Raw genomic sequence first — 15135 nt, 5'->3', positions numbered from 1 at the left:
GATCCGACGCGGAGGATCGGGCCGGGACGGACCGTCGGGCAGGATGAGGACATGATCATGTTGCTCCCGGCCGTCGTCTTCGCCGTGCTGTACCTCGCGAGTCGACGCCGCGACGCACGCCGCCTGCGCAACGGTGTCTTCCTCGTCGCAGCCATCGCCTGCGGGCTTGTCGCCCTCCTCACGGAGGCCTCCCGCACGACGCCGTTCACGGTGCTGCTGGCGGCGTTCGGCGCGGTCCTGCTCGTCGGCGTGCTCGCCGTGCTCCTCATCGGGAACGGCATCACCATGATCCGGCTCGAGGGACGGAGCCTGGGCAACCTCCTCTCGCTCTTCGCGGGGGTCGCGATCCTCGTCCTTCCGGTGCTCGCCGTCCTCCTCGTGCTCGGACTCGACCTGAGCTCGCTCCCGTCCTGGGCCGCGATCCTCCTCGTCGCCGTAGGGGTCCTCCTCGGGTTCGCGTGCTTCTACGCGGCGGCGACCTTCGCGGCGTTCGGCGTCTACTCCCTGGTCTACAGCCGCTTCCGGCACACCGTCACGCCCGACGTGGTCGTCATCCTCGGCTCGGGTCTGATCGACGGACAGGTCCCTCCCCTGCTGCGCAGCCGTCTGGACCTCGCGCTCCGCATCCATCGCGCCGCACGTCCGGGTACACGCCGGCCGCTCCTGATCCCCTCCGGTGGCCAGGGGGAGGACGAGCCGAGACCCGAGGGCGTCGCCATGGCGGAGTACCTCATCGCGAACGGCGCCGAACCGGCGGACGTGCTCCCCGAGACCGAATCGACGAGCACGCGCGAGAACCTGCTCCGCTCGCGCGAGCTGCAGGAGTCGAGCGGCCGGGACGGTGACACGCTCGTCGTCACGAACAACTACCACGTCCTCCGCGCCGCCCTCCTCGCGCGGTCCATCGGCAGCGACGCGCAGGTGATCGGTTCACCGACGGCCGCCTACTACGTGCCGAGCGCGTTCCTCCGCGAGTACGTCGCCATCATGGTGGAGCACCGCGCTCTCAACGGTCTCGCGATCGCCGGGGCGGCCGCCCTCGTCGCGCTCGCCGTCGTCTGGTCGCTGCTCCCGATCTGAGCGGGGCCTCCGCGGGGATCGTCCTCGCACGCAGCACCGGCCGCCCGCGCGAGGAGCTCCCGACACGACACGACGGGCCGCCGTCGTGCAGGTGCACGAGGACGGCCCGTCGGGCGTCGTTCCGGTGATCGCTCAGTCGGGAGCGGTGTCGTAGACCTCACGCGCGTCATCGGTGACCTCGGAGGCGGGCCCCGAGTCGGGCTGGTGATCGGTCGAACCGTCGGCGTCGGCGTCGCCCAGCGGCTCGTCGAGCTCGGTCGACGGCGCCGGGGTCTCGACGGCCTCTTCGGTCGCCTGCTCCTCGGCGGGAGCGGCGTCCTCGGAGCCCGTGCCGTCGACGGTCTGGCTCGAGCCGTCCGATCCGGACCCGGCGGTCGTCTGGTCGGAGCTCACGAGCTCCGCCGTGTCGATGTCGGCGCCTTCCCAGGCCTCCTGGTCGGCTCCGGCCTCACCGGTCGCGAGGTCGTCGCCTGAACGCTGGTCCTGCTGATCCGTCATGATGCACTCCTCTCCGCGGAGCGCGTCGCGCCCCGTGTCCCGTGACTCTACGGGGGACCTTCGACGGTTTCCCGGGGTTGACAGTGGACTCCGGGCATCGGAGGCGCTCGCGCTAGCGTGGGGGCATGACCCTCCCCACCGCGGACACGCGCGTCACCTACCCCGCAGGAGCCCTCGTCTCGACGGGCACGGTGCTGCACGTCGAGACCGTCGGCGACCGCGTCGCCGTCGTGCTCGACGAGACGGCCTGCCACCCCGTCGACGCCGCGTGGCCCGACCAGCCCGCCGATCAGGCGACCATCGGGTTCGGCGACGACGGCACGGAGGTCACGGTGCTCGACTGTGTCGTGGGCGCGACGGACGGCACCGAGCTGTACCTCGGCGACGCCGTCCCGGTGAAGAAGGGCACCGAGGGCTGGGCCTTCCTCGCCGTCCACCTCATCGCGGGCGACGCGATGACCGCGGCCGGAGCGATCGAGGGGGCGACGGCGCGCATCGAGGTCGACGCCGCCACCCGTCACGCGTTGTCGGCCGGACACACCGGGTGCCACCTCGCCTCCCTCGCCCTGAACGCCGCACTCGCAGACGACTGGCGGAAGGAGGTCGTCCTCGACACCCTGGGCGCACCGGACTTCGACGCGCTCGCCTGCGAGTCCTCCCGGATCGCGCCGCACGCGTCGACCGACCGCTACCGCATCGGCAAGTCACTCCGGCGGAAGGGCTTCGACCCGGCCGCCCTCGACGACCTCGAGGCGCTCGGCGCACGCATCCGCGAGACCCTCGACGGCTGGCTGGACAGCGGTGCGACGGTCCGGATCGACCGTGACGGCGACGGGCTCACGGATCGCCGCCGGTGGCACTGCGAGCTGCCGGGCGGGCCGGCGGTCCTCGCGTGCGGCGGGACGCACGCCGCCTCGCTCACCGAGTTCTCGAGCATCGCGGTCTGGCTCGAACGCGAAGAGGTCGACGGCGCCGTGGTGCTCTCGATGGTCAGCACGGTCGTCCCGGCCGGCTGACCGGGTCGCCGACCGGACCGGTCCCGCTAGGCGCTGATGCCGGTCGAGGCCGCGCCGCCGACGCCGGCGAGCAGACCGCCGATGACGAACACCCAGAGCACGACGAGCGCCGCCCATCCGAGGAGGAACAGTCCGTTGAGGACGACGCCCGTGATCGCCATGGCCCGACCGGTCGGCTCCCGCTTGAGCGCCATGAGTCCGAGCACGAAGCCGACGATCGGGAGCACGAAGGTGAACCCGAAGAACAGGGAGACCAGGCCGATCACCATGCTGGAGATGCTCAGTCCACGCGGCGGTGACTGGGGGTAGGGGTAGGGGGCCGGATACATCGGCTGCGCGTACGGCTGCTGCGCGTACGGCTGCTGCGCGTAGGGCTGCACGGGGTACTGCTGTACCGGGTACTGCTGCGCGTACGGCTGCACCGGATACGGCTGGACGTACGGCTGCACGGCCCCGGATTGCGGCGGAGTGGGCTGCTGCGGGTACGCCTCCTGCGGTGCAGGGGGTTGCGGCTTCCATCCGTCCGGTGCGCTCATGCCCGCCAGCCTATCGATCAGCCGCGATCCGGTGCCGATCCCGGGGCCGCGCGCACCCACCAGCTCTCTGAGAGCTTCGCCTCCAGGGGCGGTGAGGCGCTGGAAAGCGACTACCGTATTCGTGCGGTCCTCGCAGGGAACCCGGAACACGGACCGCGCCACACCCAGAAGGAGCACCGTGCAGAACGACGCGATCGCCGAGGAACAGGACCACCTCGACCGGCTGCACGACGTGATCCGGACGCAGTCGGACCTCGAGGAACGACGCTCCGAGCTCGCCCTCCGAGCCTTCGACGGCGACGACGACTCCAGCTTCTCGGAACGTGACGCCCTGGTCGCCCATCACCGTCAGCGGATGGTCGAACTGCGGTCGTCCAGCTACGGTCTGCTGTTCGGCCTGCTCGAACGCGAGACCGAGGAACGTCACCACATCGGACGCATCGGCCTGCGCGACCCGGAGAGCGGTGACCAGCTGCTGCTCGACTGGCGCGCCCCGGCCTCGCGCCCGTTCTACACCGCGACGCCGCTGCGCCCCGAGGGGCTGCGCCTCCGCCGACGCATCGGGACGGCCGGTCGCCGCGTCACCGAGGTGCACGACGAGGTCCTCGACACCACGCTGCTCAGCGATGACGAGCCGAGCGGCATCGGTGAGTCCGGCGCGTTGCTCGCCGCTCTCGGTCGCGCACGGACCAAGCACATGGCCGACATCGTCGACACCATCCAGGCCGAGCAGGACGCGATCATCCGCGCACCCCTGCCCGGCACCCTCCTCGTGCAGGGCGGGCCGGGCACGGGCAAGACCGCCGTCGCCCTCCACCGCGCCGCCTATCTCCTCTACGAGCACCGCGAGCGCCTCATGCGGAGCGTCGTGCTCATCGTCGGGCCGAACTCGACCTTCCTCGACTACATCAGCCGGGTGCTGCCCTCGCTCGGTGAGACGGCCGTCGTGCTCGTCACGCCGGCGACACTCGTCCCCGGTCTCGACGCGCACGCCGAGGACTCGCTCGACGTCGCGGAGCTCAAGGGTCAGCTGCGCATGGCCGACGTGGTCGCCCGCGCCGTCCGCGAACGACGGGTGCCGCTCGACGAACCGGTGACGATCCGCATCGCCGGCGACGGCCCGCTGCGGGTGACCCCGGGGGTCCTGCGCCGGATCAAGGCCGGCATCGAACGCTCCGGCACGCCCCACAACGAGGCCAAGCTGCGATTCGACCGGGCCGTCCTGACGCACCTCATCGGGCTGGAGGCGAAGCGCGACGGCTTCGAGCCCCGCACGGGCGAGGACGCCGACGAACGCCGGCAGGAGCTGAGCGAGGAGCCCGAGGTCGAGGAGCTGCTCGACACGATGTGGCCGATCCTCGACCCGGCCGAGATCATCGACAGCCTCTTCACCGATGCCGAGCTGCTGGCGCGCGTGACGCCTGACCACACGGACGAGGAGCGTCGACTCCTGCTCCGTGCGCCCGCCGACCCAGACACCACCGGCGACACCGCCTGGGCCGACCGCCTCACCCCCGGCGACATCGCCCTCGTCGACGAAGCGGCCGAACTCATCGGGGAAGACCAGCGGCCCGAGCTGGAACGCCAGCGTCGAGCCGCCTACGAGCGCCGCCACGACGTGGAGTACGCACGCAGCGTGCTCGAGATGATCGGCGACATCAGCATCGACGACGAGGCCCAGGACGACGACTACCTGCGTTCCGCGCAGGACCTCGCCGACCGACAGACCATCGAAGACGACCGGAGCCCGGCGGAGCGCGCGGCCTCCGACCGCACCTGGGTCTACGGCCACGTCATCGTCGACGAGGCGCAGGAACTGACCCCGATGCTCCTGCGCGCGATCCTGCGCCGCGGACCGAACCGGTCCATGACGCTCGTCGGCGACATCAACCAGCAGAGCACCTCGGCCACGCGTTCCAGCTGGCAGGAGCTGCTCGGCCCGCAGCTCCCCCGGTGGACGCAGGAGCTCCTCACCGTCAACTACCGGACGCCCGAGCAGATCATGGAGCTCGCCGACCCGGTCCGCCTCGAACTCGACCCGGAGTCCCCCGCCCCCGTGTCGATCCGTCGCGGCGAGGAGGAGCCCGTGCAGCTCTCCGTCGGCCCCGAGGAGCTCGCAGCGACGGCCGTGCGGGCGGCGATCGATGCGATCACCGCGCACGTCGGGATCGCCGGCGTCATCGCCCCGCGCCCGCTCCTGGCGGACATCGACACGCTGCTCGCCGACGCGGGAGCCGACCGCGCGCGGGTGTGGAGCGGGACAGCGCGCGAGAGCAAGGGGCTCGAGTTCGATAGCGTCATCCTCGTCCAGCCGGAGCAGCTGGGCGGCTCGGGCAGGTCGGCGTTGTCTCTCCGCTACGTCGCGCTCACCCGCGCCACCCAGCGACTCACGGTCGTCGACACCCCTTCCTGACCGCCCTCGTCCGGCGACGCACCGTCGTCCGGGCCCGTCCAGAGCATCCGACGGCGGTGAGGACCGTAGTCTTGAGCTCTGCCAACAGAATGTGAGGCTGGGATGAAGGTCATCAGCTACAACCTCCGCAAGAACAAGGCCAGCGGCGAGCTCGTCGCGCTCACCGAAGAGTTCGGGCCGGACGTCCTCGCGTTGCAGGAGGCGGACACCCTGCAGCTCCCTGCCGAGCTCGGCAGCCTGCACCTCGCGGACAGCACCCACCGCAACCGCCTGGGTCTCGCGATCTACTACCGCCGCGACCGGTTCACCGCCGAGTCGACGCAGACCTTCGCACTGAAGAAGTCACTCCACGACATGGTGCTGGCACCCGCGCACGAGCGGCTCATCGGCACGCGCCTCACCGACGTCGAGGCCGGACGCGAACTCATCGTCGCCTCCTTCCACGCCGCGCCCCTCACCGCACTCAACTCGCTGCGTCGCCACCAGATCAAGGCGGCGCACGAGCAGCTGCACGCCATGGGTGACGTCCCGACGCTCATGGTCGGCGACTACAACTACCCCCTCTTCCAGAAGGGGCTCGGAACGAAGATGCAGGAGAGCGGCTACGACCTCAGCCTGAGCGACCGCAGCACCTACACGCGCTACAAGATGTTCCGCGGGCACTTCGACTTCGCGACGTCCGTCGGCCTGAAGATCGACCGCGTGCAGACGCTGCGTCGCGGGATCTCCGACCACCTCCCGATCCTGGTCGACGCGAGCTACGGCTTCGCCGTGCCCGAGGACGACAGCGCACCGGAGTCCGCCGCCCGCTGAGCTGATTCGTTCGCCCATTCTTGGGCGAACGGGTGTCCCCTCGCCCAAGAATGGGCGAACGAACGGCGCACCGGGTGATCAGATGAGGCCGCGGAGGAACTCCTGGACGCTCGTGCCGGCCTCGCGGGCGCGGCGGACGAGACGCTCGTGCTCGTCGGACGTGAGGTCGAGGGTGAGCTGGTGCCACGTCGGCTCGACGTCGAGTGAGAACAGTGCTCCGTCGTCCTCCGCGTCGAACACGGGGGCGGTGCGTTCCTCCTTCACCTCGAGGTCGGCGAACAGCTCCGGCTCGGTCGTCTCGGAGGCGGCGTCAGTGACGGCGCCGGCCTCGGGGGTCGACGGGGTCTCCGCAGCTCCGGCACCGGTCCAGCCTGGTCCCTCGGGGACGGGCGTCTTGCGCTGGTAGGCCTCGGCTGCGGTGCGGGCGCGGATGTCCGCGGCTTCGTTGAGCCGGTGACCGACGTGTCCCTTGACCCACTCGAACTTGTACCGGCGGCCGGCGATGGCGGCGTCGATCTCCTGCATGAGCTCGAGGTTCATGACCGGCTTGCCGTCGCCCTTCTTCCAGCCCTTCTTCTTCCAGCCCGGCATCCACTTCGTGATCGAGTCGATGACGTACTTGCTGTCGCAGAGGATGTGGAGGTCGTCGTCGACGTGCTCCGTCGCCCGGAACAGCTCGAGGACGGCGCGCAGCTCACCCATGTTGTTCGTGCCGTGCGGCCATCCGCCGGCCGCCCAGCAGTCGTCGTCGACATACCAGGCCCAGCCTGCGGGTCCGGGGTTGCCGAGGGCGGAGCCGTCTGCGGCAGCGGTGATCGTCATGAGCGCCTTTCGATGAGTGCCCTCCATCGTATCGACGCACCACCGACGGCCCGCCCGACGGCCTCTGCCATCGGTCGCCGCGGCCGCGGTCAGGCTGGGGCGAAGACGCTCACGGTGACGGCGACGGTGACGCGGGTGAATCCGGGCAGATCGGCGATGGCCTGCTCGAAGACGTCGTCGTCGAGGTGGTGAGCGCTCGGGCCCATCTGGACCTCGTCGCGCACCTCTTCCGGCATCAACTCGACGACGTAGTCGAGGGTCTCGCGCGAGCGCAGCTCGAAGCCCTCCAGCTGGGCGTCGAGACGGGCGTCCTTGCGCTCGGCGATCCCGATCATGCCGAGCCGGTCGCGCAGTTCGGCCAGATGACCCGGTTGCGGGGTCACGACGGTGAGCAGTCCGTCGGGCCGCAGCACGCGGCGCATCTCGGCGCCGTTGCGCGGACCGAAGATGCTGAGCAGGTGGTCGACCGACGCCGTCTGCAGGGGGAACGGAGCCCACGCATCAGCCGTCGCGGCGGCGGCCCGGCCGTGAGCGCGCGCGGCCCGGCGAGCGGCGAGGGGCGAGAGGTCGAAGCCGAACCCGCGCCAGGCGGGCCGGGCATCGAGGATGCGACCGAGGTAGTAGCCGGTCCCTCCGGCGATGTCCACGACGAGCGGGGCGCTGTCGTCGTCGACGGAGCCGTCCGGGAGGAAGCGGGCGAGCGGCAGCGTCCTGGCGACGTGATCGGCGATCGGCTCGTAGTGCTCCGCCTCCAGGAAGGCCGCGCGGGCGGCGACCATCTCCTGCGTGTCGCCGGTCTTGGGCGTCCGACCACCGACGACGAGCGACGCGTACCCCTGGCGCGCGATGTCGAAACTGTGCCCGGCCGGGCACCGCAGCACCCGGTCGCCGAGCACGAGCGCGGCGGAGCAGATCGTGCACGCGAGATCCGGTGCGACGAGGGTCAGGCGATCGTGCTGCTGCACGTCCCCGAGCACCGGCATCCGCTCGGAACGCTCCGCTTCCAACTGCTGTGTCCCTTGCTGCCAGACTGCTTCCGGTTGTCGCACTTCACCCACACGGTGAGTCTAGGCGCGTGCCGGGTGTCCGTGGTCGCCGGGATGTCGCGGTGCGCGAGCCGCTTCCCGGCGGACCACTGGGCATCGGCCGACCGGAGCCCGGCGGGGTCACTCGTCGAGTGCGGCGCGGAGCCGGTCCGTCTCCTCGCGGGCGGCATCCAGGGAACGCTGCGCGCGATCGGCCTCACGCTGTCGGCGAGCCAGCTCGCGAGCGGCGTCGGTGAGCTCGGCATCCAGCTCGTCCAGCCGGCGGGCGAGGTCTTCGCGATCGCGGAGCAGGTCGGCGCGGCGGACCGCGGAGTCGTCGAGGAGCGAGTTCGCCTCCTCGCTCGCGCCCTCCGCGATCTCCGCCTCGTGTTCGGCCGCGCCGAGCCGTTCGAGGAGCCGTCGGCGGCGATCATCGGCGTCCGGAGCGTCACCCTGCGTCTGGCGACCGCGCTCCTCCGAGACCTCGGCGTCGTCGTCGCGTCGCGCGCCGGGGCCGCCGACGACGCCACCCCACCCCGAACCGCTCGAGGTGGGAGCGTCGGTCAGCCGTCCGGTCGAGAGCTGCGCGACCAACTCAGCATCGGCGCTCGCGGCCTGCAGGCTCTGCCGCACGGTCTCGACGACCGCCGGCGAGAGCGTCGCGCCCTCCTCGGCGGCCGCCGCGACGGTGGTGTCGACGAGCCGCGCGACGAGGGCGCGCCGATCGGCACCGAGCGAACGGAGTGCTGCTGCGTCGCCTGCGCCCTGGGCAGTGGCGAGCTCCGCGCCGAGGTGCTCGAGCTCGTCCAGGGCTGTCGGCTGGTGGGCGGCCAGCACGTTGAGCGCCCAGGCGGCGACCGACGGTTTCCGGAGCGTGAGGATCGCGGCGGCGAGATCGGTGTCACCGTGCTCGCGCGCTGTGGTGGCGAGCCGCTTCCGTTCGGCGACGAAGGTCGGCAGCGGACGGCTCAGGAGGGCGACCGCGGCGGCGGCGAGGTCGGTCGGCGGCGGCGTGTCGTCGCGATCCTCAGGCATGGCGCGGCTCCCTCGCATCATTTCACGTCAGGCTAGCGTCCTCTCGCGCCAGAACCGAGCCGTGCTGTCGCCTTTTCGGGGGGCCGTACCGACAATGTGGACATGGAAGCCAGACCTCACCCAGCCGCGGCGGAACCACAGGCGACCGCCGCCTGCACCGACCTCAAGAGCCTCCTCAGGACCGTGGAGTTCCCCCTCTCCCGTCGTGAGCTGCAGGCCGTCGCCGTCCGCTCCGGCCTCGACCGAGGGACGATCGCCGCACTCGGCACGCTCACCGAGGAGCGGTACGCCGGATCGTTCGCGATCCTCCGTGAACTCCGTCACCACGGCGAGCTCCGCCACACCGCCTGACCCACCCCCACCCGACACCTGGTGGGTGGCCCAGCGCGGTGCGCTGACGTGAGCGCGGGTCACACGCGCGAGCGCGGGTCTCCGGAGGGTTGCGCTCACGCACTAGGGGCGCGGTGACGTCAGCGCACCGCGCTGGCACCTCCGACAAGCGTCGTGTAACGCAGAAACCCCCGCCGAGGCGAGGGTTTCGAGCTGAAGATCCAGTGCGGAGACGGCGGGATTTGAACCCGCGGTCCCCTTACGGGGACTCCACCTTAGCAGGGTGGTGCACTAGGCCGAACTATGCGACGTCTCCATGTGCGCTCGCGAACGGACGCACGACGACCAGCATAACCGGAGATGGGCGTGGAGACGAATCCCCCGGCTCGATCGGCTGCGCGACACCCTTCGACAAGCTCAGGGACCGGAGAGGTTACGCGGCCGGGACCAGGGTCTGCGCGGACTACTGGTCCTCGAGGGTCCGGCCGCGGGAGCAGGTCCGCTGGTCGGCGGTCTGGCCCTGCACCGACGAGGGCAGGACGACGGCACCAGCCGAGGTGTCGGTCGCATCGGCGGGCGGAGCCGTCGCCGCCGGGTCGGCGCCGGCATCGGCACCCTCCGCCGGGTCTGCGGGAGCAGGGTCGGCCGGGTTCGCGACCGCACCGGCACCCGTGGCACCCGTGAGCTGGATGGGCTGATCGTTGGCGAGCGCAGCGAACAGGGCGGTCGCGGCGTCGTCGATCGGCTCGACACCACCCTCGACGGCCTCGTTCGGGTACTGCACGAACGCGATGTTCGACAGGTCGACCTCGCGCAGCGTCATGGCGATGGCGATCATCGTGTCGAGACTCGTCAGGCTGTCGGACAGCTGCATGTTCTGCGCCGCCGCCTTCGCCAGCGAATAGAGGATGGCGGGGTTCGTCAGCGTCTCGGCGCTCTTCACCTGCTGCATCATCGCCGACAGGAACACCTGCTGGTTGCTGATCCGGCTGAGGTCGCTGCCGTCGCCGACGCCGTGACGGGTCCGGAGGAACTGGAGCGCCTCGTAGCCTTCGAGCGTGTGCTCGCCGGCCGACAGGAAGGTGTTGGTGTACTCGTCCTCGATGGGGTCGGCGACGCACACCGTCACCCCGCCGAGCGCGGTCGACATCGCCATCACCCCGCTGAACTGCACCTCCGCGGCGAACGGGATCTCGAGGCCGGTGAGCTGCGACACCGTCAACGCGGTGCAGGCGAGGCCGCCGTAGCTGAGCGAGGTGTTGATCTTCTGCCGACTCATCGAGTCGAACGATCCGCCGGCCGGGTCGGGGCAGGAGGGGATGGAGACGAACATGTCGCGAGGGAAGCTGACGACCGTCGCGTTGCTGTGGTCCTCGGAGATGTGCACGAGCATGGTGACGTCGTTGAGGTTGCCCGTCGCCTCGACCTCAGGATCGATGAACCGTTCATCCTGGCCCTCGCGGGAGTCGCTGCCGACGATGAGGAGGTTCACGCCGCCCGGGTAGGCGCCGATCGCGGGGAGGTCGGTGACCGTCTCACCCTGCGCATCGACGAGCGCGACACCGGGCTTCACCGTCGCGGCGACGTCCCACAGTGCGATACCGGCGACGATGCCGCCGCTCACGAGGGCGACGGCGAGGGTCGAGGCGAGGATCTTCAGGCCCGTCGCCACCGGGCTCGAACGCTTCAGACGGCCGTGTCTGGCGATGGTCGCGAGCTTCTTCGGGCGTGGCCCTCGGTCTGCCGAGCGTCGAGCCGCGGGGTCGCCGGCGGGCTCGTCGATGTCGGGCGAATGCGGGGGCATTCGACGATTCAACCACGGGAGCATGTGCAGCGCACAGCCGGACATCTCGGGCGCGAACCGCGAGCGCGCCTGTCCGGGTGTGGACGACGGTGCGAAATCAGTGCGGAGGGCGTGGGATTCGAACCCACGAGACATTTCTGCCCACCAGTTTTCAAGACTGGCTCCATCGGCCGCTCGGACAGCCCTCCTGATGGTCGATCGCCCGCCATGACGCTGCGGCCGACCAGGATCGAGTGTATCGGATGGGGCCAGCGGCGAAGCGGCCCCATCCGATCACCCGGTGACTACTGGTCTTCCTCGGGACGACCGGCCGTGCAGGTGTTCTGTGCCGCGTTCTGGCCCGTGATCGTGTCGGGCAGCGCCACCGGACCGGCAGCCGCCGGGTCGACCGGCGCAGCGGGATCGGCAGCCGCATCGGTCGCCGCAGGATCGGGCGTGACGGGGGCGTTCGGGTCGGTCACGACGTACTTGCCGGTCGCCGACAGCGCGACCGCCTGGTCGCTCTGGAGTGCCGTCCACAGCACGTCGGCATCGGAGGTCGCCTCGACGCCGCCCTCGACCGTGGCGGTCGGCGTCTGGACGAACGCCACCCGGTCGAGCGGGATGTCCTTCAGCGCTGCTGCGATCGACACCATCGTGTCGATGTTGTTCAGGCTGTTCGACAGGGTCACGTTCTTCAGCGCGGCCCGCGCGATCGAGTAGAGCTTGATCGGGTCGGACAGCGTCTCGCTGCTCTTCAGCGTGCGGACGAGCGAGGACAGGAAGACCTGCTGGTTCGAGATGCGCGACAGGTCGCTGCCGTCGCCGACGCCGTGGCGCGAGCGGAGGAAGGCGAGCGCGGACGCGCCGGAGAGGTCGTGGGTGCCGACGTCGAGGTTGATGCCGCTCCAGGCGTCGTTCAGCGGCTCGGTGACGCACACCGGGACACCGCCGACGGCGTTCGACATCGAGATGACGCCGTCGAAGCCGATCTGAGCGGCGAAGGGGATGGAGAGGCCGGTGATGCCCTCGACGGTGGACACGGCGCAGGCCAGCCCGCCGTCGGCACCGCCGTACATGAGGGCCGTGTTCATCTTGTCGCGGCCGTTGCCGCCGTTCGCGCAGTCACCGATCGGCACGTACATGTCGCGCGGGAAGCTGACGACCGTCGCGCTCGAGTGGTCGGCGGAGATGTGCATGAGGATCGTGACGTCGTTGAGGTTCTCGTCGCGTTCGCCGTACGCCTCGTTGCCGTCACCCGAGTCGCTGCCGACGAGGAGGAGGTTGACGCCACCCTCGATCGCGCCGATGTTGGGCGGCGGAGCGCCGGGCGTCTCGTTGTCGAGGTGTGCGACCGGCTTCACGCTGTTGGCGAGGTCGAGCGCGGCCACACCGGCGACCGCGATGCCGCTCACACCCACGACGGCGGCCGTCGCGGCGATCACCTTCGCGACGGTGGCGAACGGGTTCGACTTGCGGAGCCTGCCGTGACGGACGGCGGCGCGCGCTTTGGACGCGTCGGCGTGGCGGGTCATGGATCTCGCTCTCATCTCAGGAACAGGGCTGGCTCCAACCCGGGCGGACCGGGCTGCAGCGACGCGGGAGGAGACCGGTGGAACCGGCACGCCCCGACGCCCCGTGCGCACCGGAAACGACGTGCAGGCACAGAGCTTTGGACGATGTTAACCCGAAATGCTCCTCAGGAGCTGAGAGAGACCGTCGTCGGTCACGGTGCCGGTGACCTCGGATGCGACGGCGAGCACTTCCTCGGGTGCCTGACCCATGGCGACACCACGGCCGCCGTCGGCCGCCCAGCCGAGCATGTCGACGTCGTTGCGGCCGTCGCCGACCGCGACCATCTGCGAACGCTCGAAGCCCAGCCACTGCCGGACCCGCTCGAGCGCGGTCGCCTTGTTGACGCCCTTCGGGGCGATGTCGAGCCAGGCCGTCCACCCGATCGCATAGCTCACCTGGCTGAGGCCGATGCGGTCGACAATGCGGAGGAACTCCTCCTCGTCGTGACTCGGCGACACCACGACGACGCGGGTGACCGGACTCGTGACGAGCTCCTCGAACGGCACCTCGACGGCGTTCTCGAGGTTCCAGTCCTCCATGCCGACCGTGTACTTGCGGAAGCCGTCGGGGTACTCGACCATGTAGCTGCCCTCGGACAGGTGCGGCTGGATGAGGCCGAGCACCTCCGTGGGGTCGAAGGTCTCCATGAAGAAGCGCTCGTAGGCGTCGGGCTTCGACTCGTCGCGCTTCATGATGAGCGCGCCGTTCGCGCAGACGACGTACTGCGGCGTCAACTCGAGGTCTTCGAGGACGGGACGGGTGCTCTCCCAACTCCGACCGGTGGCGAGGGTGACGACGTGGCCGAGGGCGACCACGCGGCGGACCTCGTCGGCGACGGACAGGCTGAGCGAGCCGTCCTCGTGCAGGACGGTGCCGTCGATGTCGAGCGCGACGAGGAGCCGGGGCGAGGTCGAGGCCGGCTGCTCGGGCGTCGTCTCGGACGTCATCGGATCGGCCGCGCCACGTCGAGCCCACCCAGGTAGGGCCGGAGCACCTCCGGGATGATGACGCTGCCGTCCTCCTGCTGGTGCGTCTCGAGGATCGCGACGATCCACCGGGTCGTCGCGAGCGTGCCGTTGAGCGTCGCGACCGGCGTGGTCTTGCCCGACTCCGTGCGGTACCGGGTGTCGAGGCGGCGAGCCTGGTACGTGGTGCAGTTGGAGGTGCTGGTGAGCTCACGGAACGCATCCTGCGTCGGCACCCAGGCCTCGACGTCGAACTTGCGGGCGGCGCTCGAACCGAGGTCGCCGGCCGCCGTGTCGATGACCCGGTAGCTGAGGCCGAGCGACTGCAGCATGGCCTCCTGGTAGGACAGCAGGCGCTCGTGCTCCGCCGCCGCGTCCTCCGGCTTGGTGTAGACGAACATCTCCAGCTTGTTGAACTGGTGCACGCGGATGATGCCGCGGGTGTCGCGGCCGTACGAGCCGGCCTCCTTGCGGTAGCAGGTGGACCAGCCGGCGTAGCGGAGCGCACCCTGCTCGAGGTCGAGGATCTCGTCGGAGTGGTAGCCGGCGAGCGCCACCTCGCTCGTGCCGGTGAGGAAGAGGTCTTCGCCGGCGATCTGGTATACCTCGTCGGCGTGCTCGCCGAGGAATCCGGTGCCCTTCATGATCTCGGGGCGCACGAGCGTCGGGGTGATGAGGGGGACGAAGCCGGCCTCGAGCGCGCGGTCGAGCGCGAGGTTCATGAGGGCGATCTCGAGACGCGCGCCGATGCCGCGGAGGAAGTAGAAGCGCGAGCCGCTGACCTTGGTGCCGCGCTGCATGTCGATGGCGCCGAGGAGCTCGCCGAGCTCGAGGTGGTCGCGCGGGGTGAAGTCGAAGGTGGGGCGTTCGCCGACCTCGCGGAGCGTGATGAAGTCGGCCTCACCACCGGCGGGCACGCCGTCGAGGACGGGGTTCTGGATCTGTCCGGCGATGTCGGCGAAGTAGGCCTCGGCCTCGGTCGCGACCTGCTGGGCCTCCTTCACGCGGGCGGAGAGCTGCTGCGCCTGGGCGACGAGTGCAGCCTTCTCCTCCTTCGGGGCCTTGGCGACCTGCTTGCCGAAGGCGTTCTGCTCGGCGCGGAGCTCCTCGAACCCGGTGATGGCGGAGCGGCGTGCGGTGTCGGCGTCGATCGCCTGGTCGACGAGGTCGACGGAGGACCCTCGCTTCAGCTGCGACGCTCGGAGGACTTCTGGCTGTTCGCGGAGGAGTACGGGATCGATCAC

The 15135-nt window shown here is 70.5% G+C and carries 14 protein-coding genes and 2 tRNA genes; 5 read left to right on the top strand and 11 right to left on the bottom strand.

Annotated features, from left to right (window positions below):
- Positions 1–51: 51 nt before the first annotated feature.
- A complete protein-coding gene (locus tag QRN26_RS16905; RefSeq protein ID WP_056782107.1) occupies positions 52–1080 on the top strand; it encodes a YdcF family protein in 1029 nt (342 codons plus the stop codon).
- 132 nt (positions 1081–1212) lie between these two features.
- Here the strand turns inward: QRN26_RS16905 and QRN26_RS16900 are convergent, their stop codons facing one another.
- A complete protein-coding gene (locus QRN26_RS16900) occupies positions 1213–1578 on the bottom strand; it encodes a hypothetical protein (RefSeq protein WP_056010973.1) in 366 nt (121 codons plus the stop codon).
- 125 nt (positions 1579–1703) lie between these two features.
- Between QRN26_RS16900 and QRN26_RS16895 the strand changes: the two genes are divergently transcribed.
- Positions 1704–2594, top strand: a complete 891-nt coding sequence (locus QRN26_RS16895) for an alanyl-tRNA editing protein (RefSeq protein ID WP_285037643.1) — start codon at positions 1704–1706, stop codon at positions 2592–2594.
- A gap of 26 nt (positions 2595–2620) precedes the next feature.
- Here QRN26_RS16895 and QRN26_RS16890 read toward each other — a convergent pair whose 3' ends face one another.
- Positions 2621–3130, bottom strand: a complete 510-nt coding sequence (locus tag QRN26_RS16890; RefSeq protein ID WP_285037642.1) for a DUF4190 domain-containing protein — start codon at positions 3128–3130, stop codon at positions 2621–2623.
- 178 nt (positions 3131–3308) lie between these two features.
- On the opposite strand from QRN26_RS16890, the gene QRN26_RS16885 reads away from it, so the two are divergent.
- Both QRN26_RS16885 and QRN26_RS16880 read left to right on the top strand, forming a co-directional pair.
- A complete protein-coding gene (locus tag QRN26_RS16885; protein ID WP_285037641.1) occupies positions 3309–5543 on the top strand; it encodes a HelD family protein in 2235 nt (744 codons plus the stop codon).
- A 102-nt stretch (positions 5544–5645) separates the two neighbouring features.
- Complete coding sequence (locus tag QRN26_RS16880) at positions 5646–6356, top strand: endonuclease/exonuclease/phosphatase family protein (RefSeq protein ID WP_056782115.1); 711 nt, start codon at positions 5646–5648, stop codon at positions 6354–6356.
- A gap of 78 nt (positions 6357–6434) precedes the next feature.
- Here the strand turns inward: QRN26_RS16880 and QRN26_RS16875 are convergent, their stop codons facing one another.
- From QRN26_RS16875 to QRN26_RS16865, 3 genes are all read right to left on the bottom strand, one after another.
- On the bottom strand, positions 6435–7178 hold the full coding sequence (locus tag QRN26_RS16875) for an RNase H family protein (RefSeq protein WP_285037640.1): 744 nt from the start codon (positions 7176–7178) through the stop codon (positions 6435–6437).
- A gap of 89 nt (positions 7179–7267) precedes the next feature.
- Positions 7268–8236, bottom strand: a complete 969-nt coding sequence (locus QRN26_RS16870) for a putative RNA methyltransferase (RefSeq protein WP_285037639.1) — start codon at positions 8234–8236, stop codon at positions 7268–7270.
- Between the two features lie 108 nt (positions 8237–8344).
- Positions 8345–9238, bottom strand: a complete 894-nt coding sequence (locus QRN26_RS16865; RefSeq protein ID WP_285037638.1) for a hypothetical protein — start codon at positions 9236–9238, stop codon at positions 8345–8347.
- Between the two features lie 102 nt (positions 9239–9340).
- Here QRN26_RS16865 and QRN26_RS16860 point away from each other — a divergent pair, with 102 nt between their 5' ends.
- On the top strand, positions 9341–9589 hold the full coding sequence (locus QRN26_RS16860) for a hypothetical protein (RefSeq protein WP_285037637.1): 249 nt from the start codon (positions 9341–9343) through the stop codon (positions 9587–9589).
- A gap of 206 nt (positions 9590–9795) precedes the next feature.
- On the opposite strand, the gene QRN26_RS16855 is transcribed toward QRN26_RS16860, so the two are convergent.
- The 6 genes from QRN26_RS16855 to serS all read right to left on the bottom strand — a co-directional run bounded on the left by QRN26_RS16855 (position 9796) and on the right by serS (position 15135).
- Positions 9796–9884: transfer RNA gene (locus QRN26_RS16855), tRNA-Ser, on the bottom strand.
- Positions 9885–10031: 147 nt separating this feature from the next.
- Positions 10032–11372 (bottom strand): LCP family protein, encoded by a 1341-nt coding sequence (locus tag QRN26_RS16850; RefSeq protein WP_285037636.1) that lies wholly within the window; start codon positions 11370–11372, stop codon positions 10032–10034.
- A 103-nt stretch (positions 11373–11475) separates the two neighbouring features.
- Positions 11476–11560, bottom strand: a tRNA-Ser gene (locus QRN26_RS16845).
- A 96-nt stretch (positions 11561–11656) separates the two neighbouring features.
- The gene (locus QRN26_RS16840; RefSeq protein WP_200921157.1) at positions 11657–12886 is read right to left on the bottom strand and encodes an LCP family protein; all 1230 of its coding nucleotides are present in this window, start codon (positions 12884–12886) and stop codon (positions 11657–11659) included.
- Between the two features lie 147 nt (positions 12887–13033).
- A complete protein-coding gene (locus QRN26_RS16835) occupies positions 13034–13873 on the bottom strand; it encodes an HAD family hydrolase (RefSeq protein ID WP_285037635.1) in 840 nt (279 codons plus the stop codon).
- Positions 13870–15135 (bottom strand): serine--tRNA ligase, encoded by a 1266-nt coding sequence (gene serS / locus QRN26_RS16830; protein ID WP_285037634.1) that lies wholly within the window; start codon positions 15133–15135, stop codon positions 13870–13872. The genes QRN26_RS16835 and serS overlap by 4 nt, the downstream gene beginning before the upstream one ends.

Source organism: Plantibacter sp. ME-Dv--P-095 (assembly GCF_030209365.1).
Lineage (GTDB): Bacteria > Actinomycetota > Actinomycetes > Actinomycetales > Microbacteriaceae > Plantibacter.
Note: the sequence above shows the minus strand (reverse complement) of the source record. Positions and strands in the feature narration are given on the sequence as shown.